This window comes from Streptomyces sp. NPDC002232, assembly GCF_042890295.1.
In the GTDB taxonomy this organism is placed as follows: Bacteria; Actinomycetota; Actinomycetes; order Streptomycetales; family Streptomycetaceae; genus Streptomyces.
The window spans coordinates 308,510-332,662 of the sequence record NZ_JBIARV010000005.1 but is presented as its reverse complement, the minus strand read 5'-3'; the positions used below and the strand labels follow the sequence as shown (position 1 = coordinate 332,662).

Sequence of the window (24,153 nt, the reverse complement as noted above, 5' to 3'; positions counted from 1 at the left end):
TCGCTGGTTAAGGACGGCGTCGGGGGCGGGGTTCAAGATGGGCGGGGTTGTTGAAGATGGTTCCCTCGTCGAACAGCAGATCTCCGTTGCGGTCCTTCTTCGTACCGAATGCCTCGACCTGGATGGTCTTGGGTGGTGAATCGGGATCGTCGTCCGCATACTCCAGGTACACGCTGTACTGGACGACGTCGTGGTCGTAGACAGCGTCGTACACCCGCTGCTCGAACATGCTCATTTGCGGAGTGTTCGTCGGGTTCTGGGAGATCGTGAACAGGTTGTCGTCGATGTCGCCGGACCCGCCGAGCTGCCGCGCCAGCATGTGCCCGCGGGCCTGTCCCTTGTCCGGCTGGTATCCGGGAGGGATGATCGAGTTCCGGGCATGCGTGCCCTCGTCGAGCATGTTGCGTGTGATCACCGCGTGCATCTCGAAGGGGCGCCCGTGATCGTCGCGGACCCACCTGACCTGTCCTCCCCACGTGGGATCCGGCTCGCAGGCTGCCAGCCCCAGAGGGTCCGACAGCACGAACGGGTTCACCACGTAGGAGTAGTGGTTGATCGACGGAGCGATACCCAGAGGATCAGGTGACAGGTACCTGCCTACCTCAGGGTCGTAGTAGCGGTTGAAGTTGTAGTGCAGACCCGTCTCGGGGTCGAAGTACTGGCCCGGGTACCGCAAAGGGGTGTAAGCGGTGCTGCTGGTGTTCCACTGGGTAGCTCCCCAGGCGGTACTACGGGCACGCCAGGCCAGTGACCCGTCCGCCGAGACCAGCTCCGTGGGACTGCCCACCAGATCGGTGACGATCGCGAAGAAACGACGGTCGATTTCCCGCTGTGCGCCGTCGGTTTTCGTCTCACGCTGGCCGAGGGGCTGTGCTCCCGCGTAGTCCCATACCAGGGTCGTGTCCTCATCCCGCTGCTCGGCCAACTGCGCGCCGTCCCAGCAGAACGTCGTGGTCTGCGTGACCTCCTTGCCGTCCCGGCCGAGGCGCTGCTTGGACAGACGGCGTCCGAGAGCGTCATAGAGGTAGCGCCAGCGGTCCCCTTCAGGTGTCTGCACCTGGGTGAGCCGGTCTTCCGCGTCCCACTGGAAATGCCAGGTCAGCATTGCGCCACTGAGAGTCTTCGTACGCCGGAGGGTGAGACGGCCCTGCGCGTCATAGCTGTAGCGCGTGCGTCCTGCCCGAGTCAGACGCGTACCTTCGTAGTGCCGGTCGCCGGCGGCCGCCTGTCCCGGTGCCTGGTCGGAGAGAGCGGTACGGCTCTGGTCGCCGGCAGCGTTATAGGCGTACCGCTCCGTCCAGCCGCGGGCCTGAACCTCACGCACGCGGCTGGCGTCATCCAGTGCGAAGGTTCTCCGCCCCGCGAGGCTGTCCTCGATGCTCGTCGGCACGCCGTCGGCCTGGTAGGTGTAGCTTCTGCGCAGCAGAGGCGACGGGCGGCTGTCCCATGCGGTGTGGGTGATCCGGCCGACCGGATCCCAGTCCTGCCGCATCTCCAGGGAATTGTCGACGAACCGCGCGGTCTCACGTCCGAGTGCGTCGCGTTCGAACCGGAAGACGTGCTCCCCGGCCGTGTAGGAGGCCAGGCCGCCCGGTGCGTACTCCATGCGGCTCTCAGCACCGGAAGGCGTGCGCCTGGCCACGCGGCGACCGAGGGCGTCGTAGGCAAAGGACAGGGTGGCGCCGTTGACCGTCTCTGAAACGACGCGTCCCAAGGGATCTCTCTCCAGCAGGATGCGGGAGTGCGCGTTCACGATCTGTGCGACGTGGCCGCTCTCGTCGTGGTCGAAGTGCGAGGCGGAGCCGTCGTCGTGCCGGATGTGGGTGACACGGCCCAGGACGTCGCGGTCGAAGCCGAGGCTCTGGCCCGCAGCGTTGGTCCGCCGTACGAGTCGGCCACAAGCGTCGCGCTCGTACGTCAGCAGGCGACCGTCGAAATCCCTCTCCGCCGCGAGCCGGCCGGCGGCGTCGTAGCTGTACTCCCACACCAGGCCGTCGGCGTTGGTGACCGCAGTCAGTCGCAGCTCCGTGTCGTGGGTGAAGCGGTAACTGCTGTCCTCACCCGTCTGGGTACCGAGCAGCAGGTCGAAAGGGCCGGAGGAGTGCGTGGAGGTCCGGCCCATCCGGTCGGTGTGAGAGACCAGGTTGCCCTCGCCGTCCCACGTCCAATCCTCGCGACTGCCGTCTGGCAGCTCACGCCAGGTGAGCTTGCCCTCCACGCTCCACCCCTGCCGAACGATCCCGCCCGCGGCGTCGACGGCCGCGACCACACGTCCGAAGGCATCGCGTGTGCAGGAAGCGGTCGACCCATCGGGACGGGTGAGCTGCACGCGCAGTCCGGCGGCGTCGGTCGTGATGTGTGTGGAGGCTCCCAGCGCGTCCCGCACGAGACACAGGTGCCCGCGGGGGGTGAACGCGTACTCCGTGCGTGCGCCGGCCGGGTCCACGGACACGGTGAGGTTCCCACGTTCGTCGTAGCCGTAGGATCGGGAAATCCCGGCACGCTCGGTGATCACCTCAGGCTGGTGCAGTTCGCTGTAGGTGGCGGTGGTCCGCACGCCGTCCGGCGCGACAAGCGCGACGAGATTGCCCTGCTCATCACGCTCGAAGCGGGTCGAGCGCCCCAGCGCGTCCGTCTGGACCAGAAGATGGTCGTGGGCGTCGAACTCGAATCGTGTGGCGTGACCCAGAGGATCGATCTCGGCCGTGATCTGGAGAAGACGGTTGACGACGTACGTGGTCGTCGCGTTCTGTGAATTGGTGTACCGGGTCACCCGGTCGCCGGTTTCCGGGTGGACGCCGTACGCGAACGTCGACGACAGATAGCCGTCGGGGCCGGCGGTAGAGACCACGCGGCCCTCGGCGTCGTAGACATACCGGAACGTCGAGTCGTTCCGGTCGGTCCAGGACGTGATGCGGCCTTCCGGGCTGTAGGTGAATCGCATGGGCCGGCCGGAGGAGTTGGTGACCTCGGTGAGGTTGCCCGACTCGTCGTATCCATAGCCCAGGACGGTGACCGGGCCTTCGGCGGTGCGCAGGGAGAGTTCGCGTATACGAGTGCTGTCGGACCTGAGCTGGACGGTGTAGCCGCCGTCGTGGGTGACCACGGTGGGGGTTCCGTCCGGGCGCCGGGAAAAGGTGATTCGGTTGTGGTTTCTGTCGGTGAGCATGGTCAGCCAGTAGGCGGGAGAGGCGCGGTAGGGACTGCCGGTGAAGGAGCGGGTCAGCCCGGTATGAACGTCGAGGGTGATGTAGGTGGTCTCGTCCTCGCTCTGACCGCCATGGACCAGGGCGATCCGGGGACCCTCCACAGGCAGGACCGGGGTGCCGTCCGGGACGGGGAGACGAGGATAGACCAGGGTGGAACCGTCCTCGCGTGCCCAGATCGCCCCGGCACCGGGCACGTCGAGCTCGAGGCGTTCATCGAGGGTGGAGGCCCAGCTGCGCCCGAAGAACTGGCCGAACCGGTACTCGGACAGATGGGTGCGGCGAAGGACGAGGGGAAGGACTCCCGGAAGCGACAGGTCGGTCTGAGGGAGAGTCATCTCACCCGTCGCCACGTCGACCGGGTCGTTCGCACACTTCTTCTTGCCGAGCTCGATCCCGTGCCGGCGCGGGTCGGACTTCACCTCGCGCAGCGAGTCAGGCTTCAGACGCGCGTCCTTGTCCTTGCCACCACGATCACCGGGGCTCTTACCCCGATCCCGGTCATCGTGTCCGTTCTTGCGCTCGCGGGCGAGGCGGTCACGCGTCGCGTCGTCGTTGTTCCTGTGGTCGGCGGATATCCGCTTCACGGCCTTGGGGAGCGTCTCGCCGACGTGGTCGCCCATGGTCTTGGCGGACTTCGTGAGGGCCCCCATGGCCTTCTCGATGACCGGGTCGAGGGCGTCGGCGATGTCGTCGCGGCCCCGGTTGCGGCGCTGGGCGTTCTTCGCCTTGGTGAGCCGGCCGGCGGTCTTGCCGTGGATGCCGACGCTCACGCCGTTCAGCCGGGTGCCGGCCTGGTCGTGCTCGTCGTGCTCGATGTGGAAGCCCTTGCCCTTGCCACCGCCACCGCCACCGTCGCCACCGCCGCCGCTCCCGCCTCCGGCCGAGGCGAGGCTCAGGCCCTGCTTGGCTCCCTCGACCCCTTCGTCGAAGCCGTCCTTGCCGGCCTGCTTCGTCTGGTCGAGGTCCACACCGTTCTGGACGCCGAGCGCGTCCATGCTCACCTGGACGACGAGGTCCGCCGCCATGTTCTCCAGGGAGGCCACGACCGGTTCGGTCATGACCCCGACGACATGACCGACGGCCTCTTCCATCGCGCCCGTGATGAGCTTCAGCAACTGTTTCTTGGTGAACGCGATCGCCCCGGCCCCGAGCAGCGCGGACAGGCCGCCGGTCACCGGGATCAGAGCCATGGCCAGACCGGTCTGGCCGGCGAGCACGCCCAGTTCGACGACCGCCTTGCCCTTCATGACCTCGATCGCGCCCGCCGCCAGGTCCAGGGCGTCCGCGATCGTCCGGGCCGCGGAGACCATGTCCTTGAAGTGCTTGCCCTTGACCTTGGTCCAGTGCGCGTTCAGGGCGTCCATCGCCTCGCCGTGCCCGGAGGACAGCAGACGCTCCATGTGGTTGTTGGCGAGCTGACCGTCGTCGGCGAGGTCGTCGGCGAACTCCCGCAGCGCGTCCGCCATCTCCCGGTAGGCGTCCTCGTCGACGTTCGGCCAGTTCACCCCCACCAGATCCAACAACGTGTCAGCCCAGTCCGGCACCGTGACAGCCATGCTCGAAAGTCCCCCGTACGTACACCTGTTCGCAGAATGCGAATGCGAATGCGAATACTCTGTCACGCGGGGACGCGAGTGATCAAAAACGGGCGCCGCCGGGACCCGCCCGACGCGCCCCTGACGGGGCGTCGAAGCGGCCGCGTGGAGCGCCGGGTGGTGCCCGTGGTCAGACGGGGAGCCCGAGGCGGGGACCGCCCCGCGCGCGCAGGCGCCGGAAGAAGGACAGGACGCCCGCCGAGCCGCCCGCCCAGCTGGCGCTCGGGCCGGTGAGCCCGGTGTCCGGGAAGACCGGGCGGGACCACGTGCCGCCGCTGCGGCTCAGGACGAGCAGGGCGATGGTCTCGGCCGCCTCCCAGAACTCCTCCGACGCGGACGCCTCCGCGACGTCCACCATCAGCTCGCCCACGCCGGCCAGTCCGCAGCACTGCGTGACCAGCGGCATGCGCGGTGCCAGTGCGGCGCACGTCCGCGCGGCCCGCTGGGCCAGGTCCAGATACCCCGGCTCGTCGAGGCGTTCGGCGGCCTGCACGAGTACGGACCCGATGCCGGCCAGTCCCCGGCACCACGATCCGTACCGGCGGGTCGCCCCCGGACCGGCGGCCGCCGCGATGATGTCCGGTGTCACGGCCGCCAGGCGCGCGGCGGCCTCCTCGGAGCGGACGATCGCCTCCGGGTCCCCGGTCGCACCGGCGTGGGCGAGGAGGAAGCACGCGATGCCCGCCTCCCCGTGCGCCATGCCCTCGCGGAGCGCCGCGCTGCCGTGGGTGTCCTGATCGGGAGTCAGCCGGGCGGCGCCCGAGGCCAGCATCCGCGCGCAGTCGGCGGCGACGGCGAGATGCCGGTCGGCGACGCTCCGATGGCCGCCCCGGAGGGCGTGCCGGGCGAGGAGCAGGCGGCCGAGGCCGATCCCGGCGGCGCCCGCGATCAGATCCGCCTCGGGCGGGCCCCCGTCCGGGGCGCGCTCCGGAAGGACCGGCCCGGAGTCGAGGGCGGTGCGGTGCTTTGGAGGGAGGGGCCCGGAGTCGAGGGCCGTGCCGTGTTCCGGAAGGAGGGGGCCGGAGCCGAGGCCGGTGCCGTGCTCCGGAAGGAGGCGGTCGGAGCCCCCGGCGGTGGCCGCGTCGCGCCCGCGCGGCACCGGGCCGCCGGACCCCGCCGCGGTGTCCGTGCCCGGTTCCGCGGTGGAGCCCGCCTCCGCCAGGAAGAGTGCGACACCGGTGCGCCCCGTGTAGAGGCCGGGCGGCAGGTTCCGGGTCTGTCCTGCCGTCCACCGCGCCAAGGCGTCGACCGCGGACCGCACGGCGGGCCGGTGCGCGTGGTGGAGGAGTTCGAGGCCGAGGCCCGCGCTCCCGCCGTAGACGTCGATGGACGCGGGGACGTTCCGCCGCGCGGCCCGGACCGGATCCACCGTCGCGAGCGCCTCGCCGACGCAGTACCCGGTCGTGTGCTCGATGATCTCGTCCAGCAGGTCGCCGTCGACGCGGGGCCGCGCGCGGCGGCGCGCGGCCCCGGTGCGGCCGGTGCGCAGACGGTCGGCGGCGGCGGTCCGCTCGGCCGGGTCGAAGCTCATCAGACCGGTGATCGCGGCCCGGACCCCCCGGTGGGCGTGTCCGGGCAGCGCGAACGACAGGCAGTCCAGCGTCCTGTCCCGATGGGCCCGGTGGTCGGAGCCGACGATCACCGGGTCCAGGCCGGTGGCGGCGAAGAAGAGGGTCGCGCCGAGCGCGTAGTGGTCGTCGGCGGGGGCGGCCGGTCCGGCCGCGCGCAGCACGGGCTCGCCGTAGCCGGGGGTCGCTCCTCCCGGGCCCGAGCCGTTCCACTCGCTGATCCCGAAGTCGACGACGTGGCAGTGGCCGGGGCCCCGGTCGTCGAGCACCACGTTGTCGGGCTTGAGGTCGCGGACGACCACGTTCCGTGCGTGGACCGCGTCCAGGACGCTCAGGAGCCGGGTGGCGAGCGCGGACAGGGCGCGCGCGGGGCGGGTGCCGTCGTCACGGAGTCCGTCGTCACGGAGTCCGTCGTCCCGGTAGGGGCCGTTGCGCAGGACCTCCCGCCGCAGGTCCCGGTCGCCGCAGCCGCTCATGACCAGGTACTCGTCCGATCGGTGGGCGAAGTAGTCCAGTGCGCGGGGCACGCCCGTGACGCCGTCGAGCGCGGTGAGGACCGCGCGTTCGTTGCGGAGACGGTGGCGTCCGTCCGTACCGGACGCGTCCTCGCCGACGAAGGCCCTGGCCTGTTTGACCACGACCGGGCGGCCGAGGGTGCGGTCGACCGCGCGGTAGACGTTGCCGCGGGCCGAGCGCGCGATGCCGGCGGTGACGGTGTACCGTCCGCCGCCGAAGCCGGGCGCCGACGGCTCCGCGGCCGGTGCGGACCGGGCCGCGAAGGGGTCCTCGGCCCAGGGCGGGCACCGGTAGCGGCCGGTGGCCAGGCCGTCGAAGATCCGGCCGTCCGGCCCGGTCATGACCGATTCGAGCCGCCCGCTCCGGCCGGTCCGGTAGTCGCCGGTGAAGGGGCCGTAGCGGTAGTAGACCGGTGCGCCCGGGTCGACCCGCCGATCGCTGACGACCGTCGGGCCCTCCCGGTCGCGCAGGGCGGAGGCCAGCTCCAGGGCGACCTCGACCACGGTGCCGGTCGCGGGATAGACGGTGATGGCCTTGCCGACGGCTCCGGCGCTCACGACGCCGGAGTTGAGGCGGCGCAGCGTCTCCTCGTCGCGGGCGAACTTGGCGTGGCAGACGTGCCGGGACAGCACCGGCAGGACGAGCCGGGTCACGGTCCCGAGGTCGCCGGGGCGTGCCGAGACGTGCAGTTTCCAGCCGTGCTCCATCGCCGGCATCCGCGGATCGTTGAGATACGACCAGGTGCCGTCGGACCAGCCGCTGCGGCCGGCGATGGAGACGGCCACCGCCTAGGAGTTCAGGTCGCAGGCGAAACGGGTGGTGGCGGTCACCCACGGGTCGGCGAGACACGCGGTGTGTTCGCGGTCGCTGCGGTCGTCGTCCTCGAACGCGATCGCGTCGTCGTCGATCTCCAGGGGACCCGCGTCGCGGATTCCGGCGGTTTCCAGCAGATCCGGCACGGCTAAGGGCATGTGACGCCTCCAGGTGGTGTCGTGCGCTGAGGAACAGGTGACGGCCGACCGGGCCGGTGGACCCGCTGGGCCGGTGACGCTGCACCACGGTAGGGAGGGGGCGAACTCCCTGACAAGGGGCCGTCAGAGAAACGATTCGCTGGGCAACCTCAGGACTGCGGAACCGTGTTGACGTACGCGGTGCCGTCGCTGTGGAAGCCGTCCACGGCCTTCTGGACGTCCGCCCCGGAGACCGCCTCGTCCGCCTTGTAGTAGACCCAGTCGACCTTCATGTCCCAGGTGCGCGTGCCACCGGCGAAGGGCAGGTCGATCAGCCAGTTGCTGAAGTGGATGTCCATCTTCTCGCGCGGGACGTACTTGCCGGAGCTGGTGAAGAGGACCTTGCCGTCCAGGGAGTAGGTGACCTTCCCGTCCATCGCGGTGATCACCATCGTGTGCCAGCCCCCGAGCTTCCGCTTGAGGCTGTGGCTGACCCGGTCCGGCGGATCGGCCTTGTACCAGCTGACGTTGTCGAGCTGCGGCCCCACGGAACCCCAGCCACCGTTCGGCAGGTACTCGAAGTCGAGCTCGCTGTAGTTCTCCGAGGAGTCGGCGGGGGAGATCGGGAAGAAGGTCTGGACGACGTGGTCGCCGTCGCGGCCGCTCGTGGGCTGGTCGCTGAGGTGGATCCGGGCGGCGTAGGTCCCGGTGAGGAAGCGCGTGCCGGTGGTCTGCACCTCGGCCTGCTCCGTGCCCTGCGCGGTGCCGTCGGTGGAGGAGCGCAGCCGCAGGACCGTGCCCCCTTGTGCGGTCGAGTCGGAGGGGAAGCCGACGCCGGACGCGCTCCAGGTGTCCTTGATGCCCGGGCCGCCGCCACCGGTACGGATCTCCCAGCCGTGCTCGGCGAGCGCGGGGTCGTCGGCACCGGTGTAGTGGAAGTCGTCGAAGAGGGTTCCCGGCGGTCCGGACGGACTCGGGGACGCCTCCCGCGCCGGTGCGGCGTCGGTGCCGCCCTCGGAGGCGGGACCCGAGGAACACGCGGCGAGGACGCACAGGGCGGCGGGCAGCGTGAGCACGGCCCACGCGCGGCGTCGGGGGGTGCGGCGGGGCAGGCTCACGCGGGCTCCTAAGGGCGCAGAGACGGTACGCGGACACGCCCGTCGCGCCGCCGGTTGCCTGCGGATCACTCGGCGATGCCGTGAATCGAGGCGTCATCCTAGCGAAGGGTTCGAGCCGGTCCGTGCGCGCCGCCGAATCGGCCATCAGCGTCTCATAGTGCGGTCGTTCGACATACCGATACGGTTACGACGCTCGACCAGATCATGTCAAATGCGTACATCAGGCCCCAATCGATACTCGTGGTCCGCTACGGTCCGCTCTACGCTTCAGCGGTCTCCACACCCTGCACAAAAAGGCCACACAAGATGCGCCAAGTCGCCACACCCTTCGGGCACGCACCGGCATACCCGGCGCACGTCGATGTGTCCGAATCGCAGGGGGTGGAGTCTGCTCCGGCGCCCGTGTTCGTCGACCAGTCGGGTCTGCGCAGCCGCCTGTTCCGACGCTTCGGCTGGCCGGTGTCCGTGGTCGGCGCCATCCTGGCCGCCGCCATGGGCGGCAGCCTGATCGGTGTGCAGTCGGACGCCCCGGCGATGGGGATACCCCCGAAGCCGTCGTACCTCCCCGAGACGGGACACCTGTCGCCCTCCCAACCCTAGAGGGCACGGTCCGCGCCACCTCACCCCCGACAGTTCACCCACCACGCCGTACACCGTGACCCGCCATGGCATGTCACGGCCATCGTGCCGCCCGGAGTCGTGCCCCCGGGCCTGCGGAGCGTGCCTGATCGTCCGCATCACCCATCTCCAGGAGCGCCCTTGTCACGCCACCAGCGCCGCCGGCAGTCCCCGCTCAGGCAGCGCCGACTGGCCGCACCGCCGCTGCGCTTCTTCATGCCGCTGTCCCTGCTCGCCTGTCTGCTCGCCCTTCTCGTCCTGCGCGGCCTCGCCACCAACGAGGCGTTCCACGACACCCGGATCGCGACCTCGGTCGACAAGACGACGGTGCCGGGCAACCTGCTCACGGGCGGCCCGATCATCGACGCGCGCGGCAGCCGGAACGAGAACCCGGTGAGCTATCAGGTCCCCGACCACACCGTGGTCCTGAGCTTCGACGACGGCCCCTCGCCGGAGTGGACCCCGAAGATCCTGGACGTGCTCGCCGCCCACCGCATCCACGCGGTCTTCTTCGTGACCGGCTCCATGGCCACGCGCCACCCGGAGCTGATCCGGCAGATCGTCGCGGGCGGCCACGAGCTCGGGGTGCACACCTTCACCCACCCCGACCTGGCCTACCAGTCCCGGGCCAGGACCAGCTGGGAGCTGGCCCAGACCCAGCTGGCACTGGCCGGCGTCGCCGGCGTCCACACCGCGCTCTTCCGCCCGCCCTACTCCTCCGACGCCGCCGCGCTCGACGACTGGAACTATCCGGTGATCAAGTACGTGGGCTCCCACGGCTACCTCACCGCCTTCATCGACCGCGACACCGACGACTGGAAGCGCCCGGGCGCCGACGAGATCGTCAAGGCGGCGATGCCGCGCAAGCCCGGCAAGGGCGAACTGGTCCTGCTCCACGACGCGGGCGGTGACCGCAGCGAGACCGTCGAGGCGCTGGAGCGCATCATCGTCGACCTCCAGGACGAGGGCTACCGCTTCGCCACCATCTCCGAGGCGCTCGGCGCGAGCGACGCCACGGTCCCGGTCCACGGCTACCAGCTCTGGGCGGGCAAGGGCTTCGTCTGGGCCAGCAAGGCCGCCGTGCTCACCCTCCCCGTCCTCGTCGCGCTCCTCGCCCTCGTCGGCTTCCTCAACTTCGGCCGCTTCGCGCTGATGCTCGTGCTCGCCCCGCTGCACGCCCGGCGCTCCCGCCGGCGGAACGCCTGGGGAGCGCCCGTCACCGAGCCGGTCACCGTCCTCGTCCCGGCGTACAACGAACGCGAGTGCATCGCGAACACCCTGAACTCCCTGGCGGCGAGCGACTACCCGATCGAGGTCATCGTCATCGACGACGGTTCCACGGACGGCACCGCGGACATCGTCAGGGAGATGCGCCTGCCCTTCGTCCGGCTCATCCGCACGCCCAACGGCGGCAAGCCCAACGCGCTCAACACCGGCGTGGCGGCCGCCTCGCACGACATCATCGTGATGATGGACGGCGACACCGTCTTCGAACCGTCCACCGTGCGCGAACTGGTCCAGCCCTTCGGCGACCCGGGGATCGGCGCGGTCGCGGGCAACGCCAAGGTCGGCAACCGCGACAGCCTGATCGGCGCCTGGCAGCACATCGAGTACGTCCTCGGCCACAACCTGGACCGACGCATGTACGACATGCTCAACGTCATCCCCACCATCCCCGGCGCGGTCGGCGCCTTCCGCAAGGAGACCCTGCGGCGGGTCGGCGGCATGAGCGACGACACCCTCGCCGAGGACACCGACATCACCATGGCGGTGCTCTGCGACGGCTGGCGGATCGTCTACGCCGAGCGGGCCCGCGCCTGGACCGAGGCTCCCGCCAGCCTCCAGCAGCTCTGGTCCCAGCGGTACCGCTGGAGCTACGGCAGCATGCAGGCGATGTGGAAGCACCGCCGCGCCGTGACGGCCCGCGGCCCCGCGGGACGCTTCGGCCGCGTCGGGCTCCCGCTCGTCGTGCTGTTCGGCGTGGTCGCCCCGCTGCTCGCGCCGCTGGTCGACATGTTCCTGGTGTACGGCGTGCTCTTCGCGGACGCTCCGATCACGCTCGCCAGCTGGGGCGGCTTCATCCTGCTCCAGGCCGCGCTGTCCTGGTACGCCTTCCGCCTCGACGGCGAGAAGACCCTGCACCTGATCAGCCTGCCGATCCAGCAGGTGGTCTACCGGCAGTTGATGTACATCGTCCTGTTGCAGTCCACGATCACCGCGCTGACCGGTGGCCGACTGCGCTGGCAGAAGCTCCGGCGCACCGGCGAGGTCGCCGCACCGGTGGAGGCCTGACCATGACCGCGTCCTACGAGTTCGGCGGTGTCCAGGACACCCTCACGCTGCGAGTCCCCGCCGTGCTGCGCCAGGCCCCCGACCTGGCCCCACCGGCCCCGCGCAAGGCCGGGCGGGACCGCTATCTCGACCTGCTGCGCGCGCTGGCCCTGTTCCGCGTGGTGCTCTACCACAACTTCGGCTGGTTCTGGCTGCCCGTCGTCTTCCCGTCGATGGGCGTGATGTTCGCCCTGGCCGGGTCGCTGATGACGCGCTCCCTGAGCCGGCCCGCCCTCGGCGTCATCCGGGGCCGACTGCGCCGGCTGCTGCCGCCGATGTGGCTCTTCGGCGGGGTCATGCTCGCCCTGGAGATCGTCGACGGCTGGGGGCCGGACGCCGAGGGCCACCCCGGCTGGTGGTGGAGCAAGCTGCTGTTCTGGATCGTGCCGCTGAGCACTCCGCCGTACGCCGACTCCCTGAACGGCTTCGGCCAACTCACGGAGCCGAGCTGGGCGGCGCAGGTCATCGTCCCGCTCTGGTACCTCCGCGCGTACCTCTGGTTCGTCCTGCTCTCGCCGCTGATGCTGTGGGCGCTGCGGCGGATGCCGGTGGTGACGCTCTCCGCGCCGATCGCGCTGTCGATCGTCATGAACACGGTCTTCATCGACCAGGAGTTCGTCTACGGCCGCGTCTGGGAGACCGCCACCGACTTCGCCACCTTCGGCTCCTGCTGGATCCTCGGCATGGCCCACCAGGAGGGCCTGCTCAAGAAGATCCCGCAGTACATCGTGCCCTCCATCGCGCCACTGATCATGGTGGCCGGCTGGTGGTACCTCCAGACCCGCCCGGTCGATCCGACCCTGCCCACCGACATCGAGAGCTGGCCGATCGCCCAGGCCCTGTGGTCCTTCGGCTTCGTCGCCCTCCTCCTCCACGTCAGCCCCTCCTGGGAGGAGTGGCCCCGGCCGCTGGAACGCTGGAACGGCCTCATCAGCCTGCTCAACGCCCGCGCCGTCAGCGTCTACCTCTGGCACCAGACCGCGCTGGTGGCCGCCATCCCGCTGATCGACCCCCTCTGGAACGTCGCCCTCTTCTACGAGCACGGCCGGTGGCTGCTGACCAGCCAGTGGTTCACGCTCCTGGTGGCGCTCCCGCTGATCGGTCTGCTGGTGCTGACCTTCGGCTGGGTCGAGGACGTGGCCGCCAAGCGCCGCCCCCGGCTCTTCCCGTACCCCCGCCGCGTCCGAAGCCGGGGCAGGCGCCGCGCCAGGATCTGAGGCCGCACGTCCGCGGCGACCGCACCGGCGAGGTGCGGTCGCCGCGCCGACCCGGCGCCGCTACGACACCAGCCCCTGCCCCTCCAGCTCCGTGAGGCGCACGGTGCTCAGCCCGCCGCGCTCGGTCGTCACCTCCGTCACCTTCAGCTGCGTGCCCGGCGTGAGGATGTACTCCTCCTCGCCCGTGAAGGCGGAGTACCGCCGGATGCCCACCGCGCGCGCCGGCGTCACCTCGAACAGGGTCCGCCGGCCGCGGCTCCCGAGGAACGCGCGGGCCACGCCCGGCTCGGACGTGCAGGACGAGACGCCCCACCAGGTGACGGTTCGGCCCAGCGGATACTGCGACCGCAGGTCCAGCGCCACCCCCCGCCACAGCGGCCGCCGCTGCGCCGGCAGGTCGGCCACGGCGGAGAACAGCAGGCGCAGGTACGGCAGGTAGGGCTCCAGCCGCTCCCGGTCCGGGGACCGCAGCACGGCGTTGATCTCCCGGTAGAACGCCGACTCGCACGTGTACAGGTACAGCGCCGAGATCGCGTCGGCCGAGAGACCCGAGGCCCCGGCCTCCGCCAGCTTGGCCTCGGCGAACCGGCTCGACCGCTCGACGTACCGGTCGAGGTTCGCCAGCACCTTCGTCACGGGCTCGACCGCCTTCCGGAAGTCCATCACCGGTGTGTCGAAGACCCCGGTGATCGGCGGCAGGACGAGCCCCTCGTCCTTGACGCTGGTGAGCCGGTCCAGATACAGCTGGTGCAGTTCCATCGTCGACGCGATGAACGCGCCCATGCGCGCCGCGACGCCGCCTTCGGAGCCGCCGGTCGCGGCGGCGTCCTGGTCCCAGCCCTTGCGCGGCAGCCAGTCGACGGGCTCCGCCCCCACCGCCGCCAGGGCGTCGTTCACCCGGGAGAAGTGGTCCCCCTCGCAGAAGAGGTCCCCCTGCGCCGCCGGGTTCGCGTGGTCCAGGTGCCGGACCTCGACCCCCGGGTACTTCTTCTCCAGCCGCTGGACGACCCGCTTCAGGCTCCGGGCGTGCGCGCCCCACCAGGCGAACACCACCCCGCGGTCCTCCTCCCCGGCGTCCTGCTTCGCCCGGAGGATCTCCTCCACGATCTGCTCGGCCACGGGACGCCAGAAGGACGTGTGCCGATCGGTCGGCACCGCCCCGTCCGCGCTCGCGGTGAGGGAGGCGTTCAGCAGGAGGACGCCCTGGGTCAGCATCGCCTGGAACCACTCCGGCGGCTGAACCGTGTCCTCCTTCTTCAGCAGGGCCCGGACCTCGCCGACCGGCGTCTTCTTGGCGATGCCGTACTTCCACATCGCGGCCGCCTTGATGAGACAGCGGATGCTCACCACACGGCCGAACTGGCTGTCCTTCCAGTCGTGGAACGTGTTGTCGAACATCGCGATGCCGGTCGCGCTCTCCGCCCGCGGGTACGGGTTCTGCCCGAAGGCGACGACCTTCCACTTCTGCGGCGGATGCGGCTTCAGCGCCTGGAACGTCAGCTCGCGCACCGGAACCACCTCCGCGCTGCGCTTCGGGCCGATGAAGGCGCCGGCGCCCGGCTGTGCCTCGATCACCGGGCCCAGCAGCGGCAGCCAGGGCTCCCCGCCCCCGGTGAACAGCTCGGCCAGCCCGAGCGGATCCGCGGCCGCGGCGTCCCCGCCCGGAGCGGCGGGCTGCCCACCGGCGGGCTCCGCACCGGCCTGCTCCACGGCGGCCTGCGCCGTCGCGGACGTCTCCCCGGAGGCCTGGCCGGGCGTCTGCCCCGACCCCTGCCCGGGCACCTTGATCCGCACCCGCTCCGCCGGCCCCGCGCCCTCGATGTCGTCGAGCTGCCCCAGCACCGCGGCCCGCAACTGGTCGTAGTCCGCGAATCCGTGGTCGTGGAAGAGGGTGTACCCCGTCCACATCAGATTGGCGCACACCTGGGCCGGCACCTGCCCCGTCCGCGCGCCCATCCCGACGAGCGCCACCGAGCGGATGCTGCCGGGCTGCGCCAGGTTCCGCAGGTGGATCGCCTGGAACGCGGCCGCGCACGCCAGCGCCACGTTCATGGTGGAGCTGATGTTCTGCGAGGACTGCCGCATCGTCGGCGTGGAGATCAGGAACCGGGGCACGGCCGCCCCGGAGGGGACGCACACCGCGCTGCCCACCGGGAGGCTCCCGCCGAAGCCGTCGCGTATCGCCCGCTGCACCCGCACCTGGACACCGGCGCCGAGGTGCCGCTTGACGACGGCGTCCACCCCTCCGTCCATCCGCCCCCGCGCGTTGGTGGGGGACACCCACGCGTCCACGTCCACGTCCAGCAGGGACCCCTGCCGGATCTCGACCGCCGGCGTGTCCGCGAACGCGGACCGCCAGGCCTCCACCACCTCGTCGTTGACGTCGACGAGGACGACCTTCAACGCACGCTCGACACCCATGAACTCCCCCTCACGCACGAACTCCCGAACGATCTCGAAGCTAGCGCGCGCCACTGACAACGCCCGTGAGCCGTGTCTCATCGCCCCGGTCCACCTTGCTATGCAACTCGTTGCATAGCAGGATCGGGCGCATGGCGCTCGACCACGCGATCCTCGTGTCCCTGCTCGAGAAGCCCGGATCCGGCTACGAGCTGGCCCGGCGCTTCGAGCGGTCCATCGGATACTTCTGGACCGCCACCCACCAGCAGATCTACCGCGTGCTCAAGCGCATGGAGAGCGACGGCTGGGTGGACGTCCGGGACGTCCCGCAGCAGGGGCGCCCCGACAAGAAGGAGTACTCCGTCGCCGGGCCGGGGCGGGAGGCGCTCTCCGCGTGGCTGCACGCGCCGATCGAGCCCGAGAGCGTGCGGCACGACCTCGCGGTGAAGATCCGCGGGGCCGCCTTCGACGATCCGGCCGCGCTGATCAGCGAGGTCGAGCGGCACCGGCGGGCGCACACCGACCGTCTGGAGCACTACCTCGCGGGCGAGGCGCGCGACTTCCCCGCGTCCGCCGCCCCCGGTCCGCTCGACGCCGAACGGGAGCTCCAGCACGCCGTGCTGCGGGGCGGCATCGCGTACGAACGGATGATGATCGCCTGGCTCGACGACGTGCTCGCCACGCTCGGCCGCTTCGGGACCGACCGCTGAAGCACCCCCGCCGGACCACCCTCCGCGCCGCCCCCGCGCGCCCCGCGCCGCCCCCGTACCACCGCACGCACCACCACCCGCACCACCCCACCCTCATCACGAGCCGGAAAGGCGGACGTCATGGCCGACCCGCTGCTGTTCAACCCGCACACCTACGACCCCGCGCACTTCGACCCGGAGACCCGCCGGCTGCTGCGCGCCACCGTGGACTGGTTCGAGGCACGCGGCAAGCGCCGGATCATCGAGGACTACCGGACCCGGGCCTGGCTCGGCGACTTCCTCGCCTTCGCCGCCGAGGAGGGGCTCTTCGCCACCTTCCTGACGCCGGGCTCCGCCGCCGGCGAGGGCGAGGGCGACAAGCGCTGGGACACCGCGCGCATCGCCGCCCTCAACGAGATCCTCGGCTTCTACGGACTCGACTACTGGTACGCCTGGCAGGTCACCATCCTCGGCCTCGGTCCGGTCTGGCAGAGCGAGAACGCCGCCGCACGCACCCGCGCCGCCGAACTCCTCTCCCAGGGTGAGGTGTTCGCGTTCGGGCTCTCCGAGAAGTCCCACGGCGCCGACATCTACTCGACCGACATGCTCCTGGAGCCCGACGGCACGGGCGGCTTCCGCGCCACCGGCTCCAAGTACTACATCGGCAACGGCAACGCCGCCGGGCTCGTCTCCGTCTTCGGCCGCCGCACCGACGTCGAGGGCCCCGACGGCTACGTCTTCTTCGCCGCCGACAGCCGTCACCCGGCGTACCACCTCGTCAAGAACGTGGTCGACTCCTCCAAGTACGTCAGCGAGTTCCGCCTGGAGGACTACCCGGTCGCCGCCGAGGACGTGCTGCACACCGGGCGCGCCGCCTTCGACGCCGCGCTCAACACCGTCAACGTCGGCAAGTTCAACCTGTGCACCGCCTCGATCGGCATCTGCGAGCACGCGATGTACGAGGCCGTCACCCACGCCCAGAACCGCATCCTCTACGGCCGCCCGGTCACCGCCTTCCCGCACGTGCGGCGCGAGCTGGCCGACGCGTACGTCCGGCTGGTCGGCATGAAGCTGTTCAGCGACCGCGCCGTCGACTACTTCCGCACGGCGGGCCCCGACGACCGCCGCTACCTCCTCTTCAACCCGATGACGAAGATGAAGGTGACCACGGAGGGCGAGAAGGTCATCGACCTGATGTGGGACGTGATCGCCGCCAAGGGCTTCGAGAAGGACAACTACTTCGCGGAGGCCGCCGTGGAGATCCGCGGCCTGCCGAAGCTGGAGGGCACGGTCCACGTCAACCTGGCGCTGATCCTGAAGTTCATGCGCAACCACCTCCTCGACCCGGTCGCGTACGAGCCCGTCCCGACCCGCCTGGACGCGGCCGACGACACGTTCCTCTTCCGGCAGGGCCCGGCGCGCGGTCTCGGCTCGGTGCGCTTCCACGACTGGCGCCCGGCCTACGAGGCGTACGCCCACGTGGCCAACGTCTCCCGGTTCCGCGAACAGGCCGACGCGCTCTGTGAGTTCGTGCTGAAGGCCGCTCCCGACGAGGAGCAGAGCCGTGACCTCGACCTGCTCCTCGCCGTCGGCCAGCTCTTCGCACTCGTCGTCCACGGACAGCTGGTCCTGGAGCAGGCGGCCCTGACCGGTCTCGACGAGGACGTGCTCGACGAGCTGTTCGCCGTCCTGGTCCGCGACTTCTCCGCGCACGCCGTCGAACTGCACGGCAAGGACTCGGCGACGGAGCAGCAGCAGCTCTGGGCGCTCGGCGCCGTCCGGCGGCCGGTCGTGGACGAGGAGCGGTCGGGGAGGGTCTGGCAGCGGGTCGAGGCGCTGGCGGGGGCGTACGAGATGACGCCCTGAGCCGTGTGCGGGGGCGTACGAGTTGACGCCCTGAGCCGTGTGCGGGGGCGTACGAGATGACGCCTGAGTCGCGTGCGGCGCCCCGAGTCACCGCTCCCGCCCGGTCAGTCCTGGACCGGGCGGCCCTCGGCGTCCACCGCGACCGTGCTCCTGTGGCGGTCCCACTCGTCGCCGACGTACCGGGACACCTGGCCCGCCGGGTAGCGGACCCAGCCCTCGGCCGGGTCCTGGCCGTCGGCCACGCAGTCCTGGCCGTCGGCGTCGCCCACCGCCTTGACGGGGTCGTGGCCGGAGCCGCAGATGCGCTCCTGGCTCGCGCAGCCCGTCAGGAGCAGGGCGGCGGTGAGGCCCGCGACGGCGATCCCGGGAAGGGCGCGGCGGGGCGGTGGGGGCGGGGGGCTGCCGGGTGGTCACGGTGACGGGCCTTTCTCGCTGGTGCCCCCAGTCTCGGCGGGCGGGCGCGGCCCGTGATGAGGTACGCGGACTCACCCGGGGGCGAGTCGTGCGCCGTCTCCGCGGGTGGTCCGCGGAGACGGCGCCCCGCGTCACGGCTTGGGCAGGGTGCACCCGGCGCGGTTCAGGTCGATCACGTTCCCGGCGCCGATGCAGGGAACGATCGTGTACGTCTCCTGGGCGTAGTTGATGCCCTTGCGGACGGTCACGGTGCCGTTCTGGTCCACCTCGCACGGGTTGTTCTCGGTGCAGCGCTCACCGCTCTCGTTGCCGGTGTTGTTGACGGCGACGACCTTGCCGGTGGTGGTGTCGATCACGGGCGAGCCGGAGGTGCCGCCGATGGTGTTGCACGCGGAGGTGTAGCGGACCGAGTCCTTCCAGGTCCAGCCGCCCTCCTTCAGGCGGTAGACGAAGCCGTCGACGTTGCAGCTGTAGATCCGCTTCCAGTAGCCGGAGACCACCTTGATCGACGAACCCTGGGTCGGGTGGGCGTCGTTGAGGGTCAGGGCGCTGATGCCGTACTGGCTCTGTATCTGCGCGTACGTCTTGGTCAGCTGGTAGATCGAGATGTCGGTGTCGGTCATCGTGCCGTACGAGATCTTGCTGGCCTTCAGGGTCCCGACGCCGGAGCCGGCGGAGTTGAGCAGGGTGAAGGAACGGCTGGACCGCTGGTCCTTGATCACCTGTCCCGCCGCCGGCATGCCGGTCTCCAGACAGTGGCCGTTGGAGAGGACGAGCGCGGGGTCGCTCGGCAGGGAGCTGGGGGCGCGGACGACGGAGCCGGAGCAGTTGCTGAGCGCGACGGTTCCCGCGAAGTCGACGGCGGCGACGGCCCGGCCCTGGGGCGCGGGTGCGGCGGCCGGGGTCTGCGCGACCGTCTCCCGGGGTGTGGAGGCGGCGGCCGGGACCGCTGCCGCGCCTGCCAGGAGCAGGGCGAGCAGGGCGCCGGCGAGAGGCTTCTTCATGTGGGGGTTCCCCTCTGGAACGACCGTGCAACCGAGAATCCTTCGGTTGTCATGTGCATTCTCGAAAGGAGGTGGCCCAAGTGGCAAGAGGGCGTGGTGGGTTGCGAAGGCCGAGCGGACCCCGTACGCGCCGACGAAGCGCTCACTCGTTCGTGGGTTCCGCCGGCGACCCCGTCCCGGGACGGCGCCGGCGGGAGGGCCGCGACCTCCCGGCGGGACGGCACCGCGCCCGCCGCTGGACCCCGCCCGCCGCCACGGTCGGACCGGGACGCCCCCACCCCCGCTGACCACCGGAAACGTGGGTGAGGAGCACCCCGGGGCCTGGTAGATTGTTCTCTGTCGCCGCGGACAGCAGAGATGCGGATCGCGGCGGGCTACCGGTCCGGGTGGCGGAATGGCAGACGCGCTAGCTTGAGGTGCTAGTGCCCTTTATCGGGCGTGGGGGTTCAAGTCCCCCCTCGGACACAGAAGACACACCACGTGGTGGTCGGGACGCATCCCGGCCACCACGTGGTTTTTTTAATGCTTGGACCGCGACGGCATCCGCGCGGGAGACTCCGTTTACTCGCCTTCGTCACCACATCACAGGGTTGGGTATGGGATCACCGCAATCGCACGAAGGTGTGCCGAACAAGGGCTCGGTACTCCTCGCACTCCGCTTCTACGCACGGGAACTGCTCCGCCTCCGACGGCTGGCCGCACCCGCTCTCCTGCTTCCCGCACTCGGCAACGTCGCCATCAACTACGCCGCCCCGCTCGTCGTCGCCAAGCTCGTCGGCCGGATCGTCGGCGACGGCACCGGCGGAGGGCTCGGCCCGCTCCTTCCCTACGTCCTCGCCTTCGCCGTCGTCCTCCTCCTCGGCGAGGCCCTGTGGCGCGTCGGACTGCACTGCCTCAACCGCGTCGACGCCCGTGGCATCGAGCACCTCTACGTCATCGGCATGGACGAACTCTTCGCCAAGGACGCCGCGTTCTTCCACGACAACTTCGCCGGATCGCTGACCAAGCGGGTCCTCAGCTTCGCCGCCCGCTTCGAGGAGTTCGTCGACACCCTGACCTTCTCCGTCATGGGCAGCCTCGTCCCCCTCCTCTTCGCGTCCGTGGTGCTCTGGCAGTACGACCCGCTGCTCGTGGCCGGACTCCTGTTCCTCATCACCGTCACCGGCGTCGGCGTGGCCCCGCTGATCCGGCGCCGCCAGGCGCTCGTCGCCCGGCGCGAACAGGCGATCGCCCGGGTCTCGGGCCATGTCGCCGACAGCCTCACGAACATGGACACCGTCCGCTCCTTCGGCGCCGAGCGCCGCGAGGCCGCCGAACACCGTTCCCGCGTCGCCGAGTCCCGGCGGCTCACCCTGCGCTCCTGGGACTACGGAAACCTGCGCATCGACACGCTCGTCGCGCCGATGTCCGTCCTGACGAACGTCCTCGGCCTCGTCCTCGCCGTCACCCTCGGCGGCGGGGAGCACGGCGTGGAGGCCGTCATCGTCGCCTTCACCTACTACGCCAACGCCACCCGGATCATGTTCGAGTTCAACCAGATCTACCGGCGCCTGGAGAGCTCCATGACGGAGGCGGGCCAGTTCACCGAGCTCCTCCTCGAACGGCCCACCGTCCTCGACCCCGAGGACCCGGAACCCCTCCGGGCCGAGAGCGCCGAGGTCCGCTTCGAAAAGGTCACCTTCGCCCACGCGGGCGCGAAGCCGCTCTTCGAGGGCCTCGACCTGGACGTGCCGAGCGGAGCGAAGATCGGATTCGTGGGCCGGTCCGGCGGCGGCAAGACCACCCTCACCCGGCTGCTGCTGCGGATGACCGACATCGATGGCGGCCGGATCACCATCGGCGGCCAGGACATCGGCCGCCTCCGCCAGACCGACCTGCGCGGCATGATCGCGTACGTGCCGCAGGACCCCGCCATGTTCCACCGGACCCTCCGGGAGAACATCGCCTTCGCCCGGCCCGACGCCACCGAGGCCGAGATCCGGCGCGCGGCCGAGGCGGCGCACGTCACGGAGTTCGCGGACGCCCTCCCGGACGGCTTCGACACCATGGTCGGCGAGCGCGGGGTCAAGCTCTCCGGCGGCCAGCGCCAGCGGGTCGCCCTCGCCCGGGCCATCCTGCGCGACGCCCCGATCCTGCTCCTCGACGAGGCGACCAGCGCCCTGGACTCGGAGAGCGAGATCCTGGTGCAGGACGCGCTGTGGCGGCTCATGGACGGGCGCACCGCACTCGTGGTCGCCCACCGGCTCAGCACCGTGGCCACCATGGACCGGCTCGTCGTCCTCGACCGGGGCCGGATCGTCGAGCAGGGCACGCACCAGGAGCTGCTCACCGCCGAGGGGGCCTACGCGAAGCTCTGGCAGCACCAGTCGGGCGGCTTCCTCGACGACACCCCCGCGGCGGCCCGGCCGCTCTGATCCGGTTGCCGGGGGAGTTGTCCACAGGTTGCCGAGGGCGGGGCCGGGGTGTCGGTGCGGACGGCTAGGCTTCAGAAATGGTCCTTTCCGACGCCCCCGCTCCCGACCCCGCCGCCGAGACCTCCGACGCCGCGCGGGTGCTCCACCGCGTCTTCGGCTACAGCTCCTTCCGCGGGGAGCAGGGGGAGATCATCGAGCAGGTCGTCGGCGGCGGCGACGCGCTCGTCCTGATGCCGACGGGCGGCGGCAAGTCGCTCTGCTACCAGATCCCCGCGCTGGTCAGAGCGGGCACGGGCGTCGTGATCTCCCCGCTCATCGCCCTGATGCAGGACCAGGTGGACGCGCTCAGGGCGCTCGGGGTGCGGGCCGGCTTCCTGAACTCGACGCAGGACCCGTACGAGCGCCAGGCCGTCGAGCAGGCGTTCCTCGCGGACGAGCTGGACCTCCTCTACCTGGCGCCCGAGCGGCTGCGCACCGAGGGGACCCAGCGGCTGCTCGACCGGGGCACGGTGTCGCTCTTCGCGATCGACGAGGCGCACTGCGTCGCCCAGTGGGGCCACGACTTCCGGCCCGACTACCTGGCGCTCTCGATGCTGCACGAGCGGTGGCCGAAGGTGCCGCGGATCGCGCTCACCGCGACGGCCACCGAGGCCACCCACGCGGAGATCGCGAAGCGGCTGGGCCTGGAGGACGCGCGGCACTTCGTCGCGGGCTTCGACCGGCCGAACATCCAGTACCGCATCGTCCCGAAGAACAACCCGCTCAAGCAGCTCCTGGAGCTGATCAGGACCGAGCACGACGGGGACGCGGGCGTCGTCTACTGCCTCTCGCGCGCGTCGGTGGAGAAGACGGCGGCCGCCCTCGTGGAGCAGGGCATCGACGCCGTCCCGTACCACGCGGGGATGGACGCCCGGGCGCGCGCGGCCAACCAGGCCCGCTTCCTGCGGGAGGACGGGGTCGTCGTGGTGGCGACCATCGCCTTCGGCATGGGGATCGACAAGCCCGACGTCCGCTTCGTGGCCCATCTCGACCTGCCCAAGTCCGTCGAGGGCTACTACCAGGAGACCGGCCGTGCCGGCCGGGACGGCGAGCCGGCCACCGCGTGGCTGGCGTACGGCCTCCAGGACGTCGTCCAGCAGCGCAAGATGATCGACGGCTCGGAGGGCGACGAGACGCACCGCCGTTCCCTGGCCATGCACCTGGACGCGATGCTCGCCCTCTGCGAGACGGTCGACTGCCGCCGGGTGCGGCTCCTGGAGTACTTCGGCCAGTCCGGCAAGCCCTGCGGCAACTGCGACACCTGCCTGACGCCGGGGGAGTCCTGGGACGGGACCGTCGCCGCGCAGAAGCTGCTGTCCACGGTGTGGCGGCTCGCGAAGGAGCGGCGCCAGAAGTTCGGCGCCGGCCAGATCATCGACATCCTCCAGGGCAAGAGGACCGCGAAGGTCATCCAGTTCGACCACGACGGGCTCTCGGTCTTCGGCGTCGGGGCGGAGCTCGGCACCGCCGAGTGGCGCGGGGTCGTGCGCCAGCTCCTCGCGCAGCGGCTGCTCGCGGTGGAGGGCGACTACGGGACCCTCGTCCTCACGGAGGAGAGCGGCGAGGTGCTCGGGGGCCGCCGTCAGGTCCCGATGCGCAAGGAGAAGGCGGTCGCGGCCGCCCGCAAGGAGTCCGGGTCCCGCGGCGGGAAGGGCGCCCGTGTGCCGGTCGACCTCCCGGCGGCCGCCGTGCCGGTCTTCGAGGCCCTCCGCGCCTGGCGGGCCGCGACCGCGCGCGAGCAGGGCGTCCCGGCGTACGTCGTCTTCCACGACGCGACGCTGCGGGAGATCGCGACCCGCATGCCCGCCACCGTCGAGGAGCTCGGCACCGTCGGGGGCGTCGGCGAGGCCAAGCTGACCAAGTACGCCGAGGGCGTCTTGGAGGCCCTCGCCCAGACGGGCGGCACGGACGCGCCCGCGGCTCCCGAGACGCCCGCCACCCCCTCCGGCCCGACGGGCGCGCGGGCCTCCGCGCCGGCGTCCTCCGACGAGGAGCCGCCGTGGGACATGGACGAGCTCGAACCGCCGTGGGACGAGGACGAGTAGACCGGGGATCGCGGTCACCGGGGGCCGTGTCGAAGACATCCGACACGGCCCCCGGCCGTCTCCCGGGGCGCGACGGCCGCCAGCGGACGGGACGGAATCCACGACGCCCGGGGCGCCGCGTCGGGGCCTCCGCCGGCTCGCCGCTCGCCGCTCGCCGGCG

The 24,153-nt window shown here is 71.1% G+C and carries 14 protein-coding genes and 1 tRNA gene; 8 read left to right on the top strand and 7 right to left on the bottom strand.

All coding sequences use genetic code 11. The features are described 5' to 3' along the window. Nucleotides 1-7: 7 nt before the first annotated feature. From ACFYXU_RS24550 to ACFYXU_RS24535, 4 genes are all read right to left on the bottom strand, one after another. Complete coding sequence (locus ACFYXU_RS24550; protein WP_389459960.1) at nt 8-4,765, bottom strand: RHS repeat-associated core domain-containing protein; 4,758 nt, start codon at nt 4,763-4,765, stop codon at nt 8-10. A 169-nt stretch (nt 4,766-4,934) separates the two neighbouring features. Further along, a complete protein-coding gene (lanL, locus tag ACFYXU_RS24545; RefSeq protein ID WP_389459957.1) occupies nt 4,935-7,673 on the bottom strand; it encodes a class IV lanthionine synthetase LanL in 2,739 nt (912 codons plus the stop codon). A 3-nt stretch (nt 7,674-7,676) separates the two neighbouring features. Continuing rightward, nucleotides 7,677-7,859 (bottom strand): SflA family class IV lanthipeptide, encoded by a 183-nt coding sequence (locus ACFYXU_RS24540; RefSeq protein ID WP_376516750.1) that lies wholly within the window; start codon nt 7,857-7,859, stop codon nt 7,677-7,679. Between the two features lie 149 nt (nt 7,860-8,008). Further along, nucleotides 8,009-8,956, bottom strand: a complete 948-nt coding sequence (locus tag ACFYXU_RS24535; RefSeq protein WP_389459955.1) for a glycoside hydrolase family 16 protein — start codon at nt 8,954-8,956, stop codon at nt 8,009-8,011. 381 nt (nt 8,957-9,337) lie between these two features. On the opposite strand from ACFYXU_RS24535, the gene ACFYXU_RS24530 reads away from it, so the two are divergent. From ACFYXU_RS24530 to ACFYXU_RS24520, 3 genes are all read left to right on the top strand, one after another. Continuing rightward, nucleotides 9,338-9,556 carry a hypothetical protein gene (locus ACFYXU_RS24530; protein WP_376516754.1) on the top strand — a complete coding sequence of 73 codons (219 nt, stop codon included), beginning with the start codon at nt 9,338-9,340 and terminating at the stop codon, nt 9,554-9,556. 159 nt (nt 9,557-9,715) lie between these two features. After that, a complete protein-coding gene (locus ACFYXU_RS24525) occupies nt 9,716-11,866 on the top strand; it encodes a bifunctional polysaccharide deacetylase/glycosyltransferase family 2 protein (RefSeq protein WP_376516755.1) in 2,151 nt (716 codons plus the stop codon). A gap of 2 nt (nt 11,867-11,868) precedes the next feature. After that, complete coding sequence (locus ACFYXU_RS24520) at nt 11,869-13,122, top strand: acyltransferase (RefSeq protein WP_376516758.1); 1,254 nt, start codon at nt 11,869-11,871, stop codon at nt 13,120-13,122. Nucleotides 13,123-13,182: 60 nt separating this feature from the next. On the opposite strand, the gene ACFYXU_RS24515 is transcribed toward ACFYXU_RS24520, so the two are convergent. Then, nucleotides 13,183-15,543, bottom strand: a complete 2,361-nt coding sequence (locus ACFYXU_RS24515; protein ID WP_389459952.1) for an ADP-ribosyltransferase domain-containing protein — start codon at nt 15,541-15,543, stop codon at nt 13,183-13,185. A 131-nt stretch (nt 15,544-15,674) separates the two neighbouring features. Here ACFYXU_RS24515 and ACFYXU_RS24510 point away from each other — a divergent pair, with 131 nt between their 5' ends. Together ACFYXU_RS24510 and ACFYXU_RS24505 are read left to right on the top strand one after the other, a co-directional pair. After that, nucleotides 15,675-16,232 (top strand): PadR family transcriptional regulator, encoded by a 558-nt coding sequence (locus ACFYXU_RS24510; RefSeq protein WP_389459950.1) that lies wholly within the window; start codon nt 15,675-15,677, stop codon nt 16,230-16,232. 120 nt (nt 16,233-16,352) lie between these two features. Continuing rightward, a complete protein-coding gene (locus tag ACFYXU_RS24505) occupies nt 16,353-18,077 on the top strand; it encodes an acyl-CoA dehydrogenase family protein (RefSeq protein WP_389459948.1) in 1,725 nt (574 codons plus the stop codon). Nucleotides 18,078-18,181: 104 nt separating this feature from the next. Here ACFYXU_RS24505 and ACFYXU_RS24500 read toward each other — a convergent pair whose 3' ends face one another. Together ACFYXU_RS24500 and ACFYXU_RS24495 are read right to left on the bottom strand one after the other, a co-directional pair. Next, a complete protein-coding gene (locus ACFYXU_RS24500; RefSeq protein WP_389460543.1) occupies nt 18,182-18,439 on the bottom strand; it encodes an SCO0607 family lipoprotein in 258 nt (85 codons plus the stop codon). A 183-nt stretch (nt 18,440-18,622) separates the two neighbouring features. Beyond that, nucleotides 18,623-19,495, bottom strand: coding sequence for a serine protease (locus tag ACFYXU_RS24495; protein WP_376517060.1), 873 nt, complete (start codon nt 19,493-19,495; stop codon nt 18,623-18,625). 380 nt (nt 19,496-19,875) lie between these two features. Here ACFYXU_RS24495 and ACFYXU_RS24490 point away from each other — a divergent pair. The 3 genes from ACFYXU_RS24490 to recQ all read left to right on the top strand — a co-directional run bounded on the left by ACFYXU_RS24490 (nt 19,876) and on the right by recQ (nt 23,993). Beyond that, a tRNA-Leu gene (locus ACFYXU_RS24490) sits at nt 19,876-19,960 on the top strand. Nucleotides 19,961-20,091: 131 nt separating this feature from the next. Next, nucleotides 20,092-21,909, top strand: coding sequence for an ABC transporter ATP-binding protein (locus ACFYXU_RS24485; RefSeq protein ID WP_376517058.1), 1,818 nt, complete (start codon nt 20,092-20,094; stop codon nt 21,907-21,909). A gap of 77 nt (nt 21,910-21,986) precedes the next feature. Next, on the top strand, nt 21,987-23,993 hold the full coding sequence (gene recQ, locus ACFYXU_RS24480) for a DNA helicase RecQ (protein WP_389406266.1): 2,007 nt from the start codon (nt 21,987-21,989) through the stop codon (nt 23,991-23,993). Nucleotides 23,994-24,153 lie beyond the last annotated feature (160 nt).

Bases quoted from the DNA above. Each gene is read 5' to 3' on its own strand.
- ACFYXU_RS24550 (WP_389459960.1), bottom strand. From the start codon at position 4,765: ATGGCTGTCACGGTGCCGGACTGGGCTGACACGTTGTTGGATCTGGTG.
- ACFYXU_RS24540 (WP_376516750.1), bottom strand. From the start codon at position 7,859: ATGCCCTTAGCCGTGCCGGATCTGCTGGAAACCGCCGGAATCCGCGAC.
- ACFYXU_RS24520 (WP_376516758.1), top strand. From the start codon at position 11,869: ATGACCGCGTCCTACGAGTTCGGCGGTGTCCAGGACACCCTCACGCTG.
- ACFYXU_RS24515 (WP_389459952.1), bottom strand. From the start codon at position 15,543: ATGGGTGTCGAGCGTGCGTTGAAGGTCGTCCTCGTCGACGTCAACGAC.
- ACFYXU_RS24510 (WP_389459950.1), top strand. From the start codon at position 15,675: ATGGCGCTCGACCACGCGATCCTCGTGTCCCTGCTCGAGAAGCCCGGA.
- ACFYXU_RS24505 (WP_389459948.1), top strand. From the start codon at position 16,353: ATGGCCGACCCGCTGCTGTTCAACCCGCACACCTACGACCCCGCGCAC.
- ACFYXU_RS24495 (WP_376517060.1), bottom strand. From the start codon at position 19,495: ATGAAGAAGCCTCTCGCCGGCGCCCTGCTCGCCCTGCTCCTGGCAGGC.
- ACFYXU_RS24485 (WP_376517058.1), top strand. From the start codon at position 20,092: ATGGGATCACCGCAATCGCACGAAGGTGTGCCGAACAAGGGCTCGGTA.
- recQ (WP_389406266.1), top strand. From the start codon at position 21,987: ATGGTCCTTTCCGACGCCCCCGCTCCCGACCCCGCCGCCGAGACCTCC.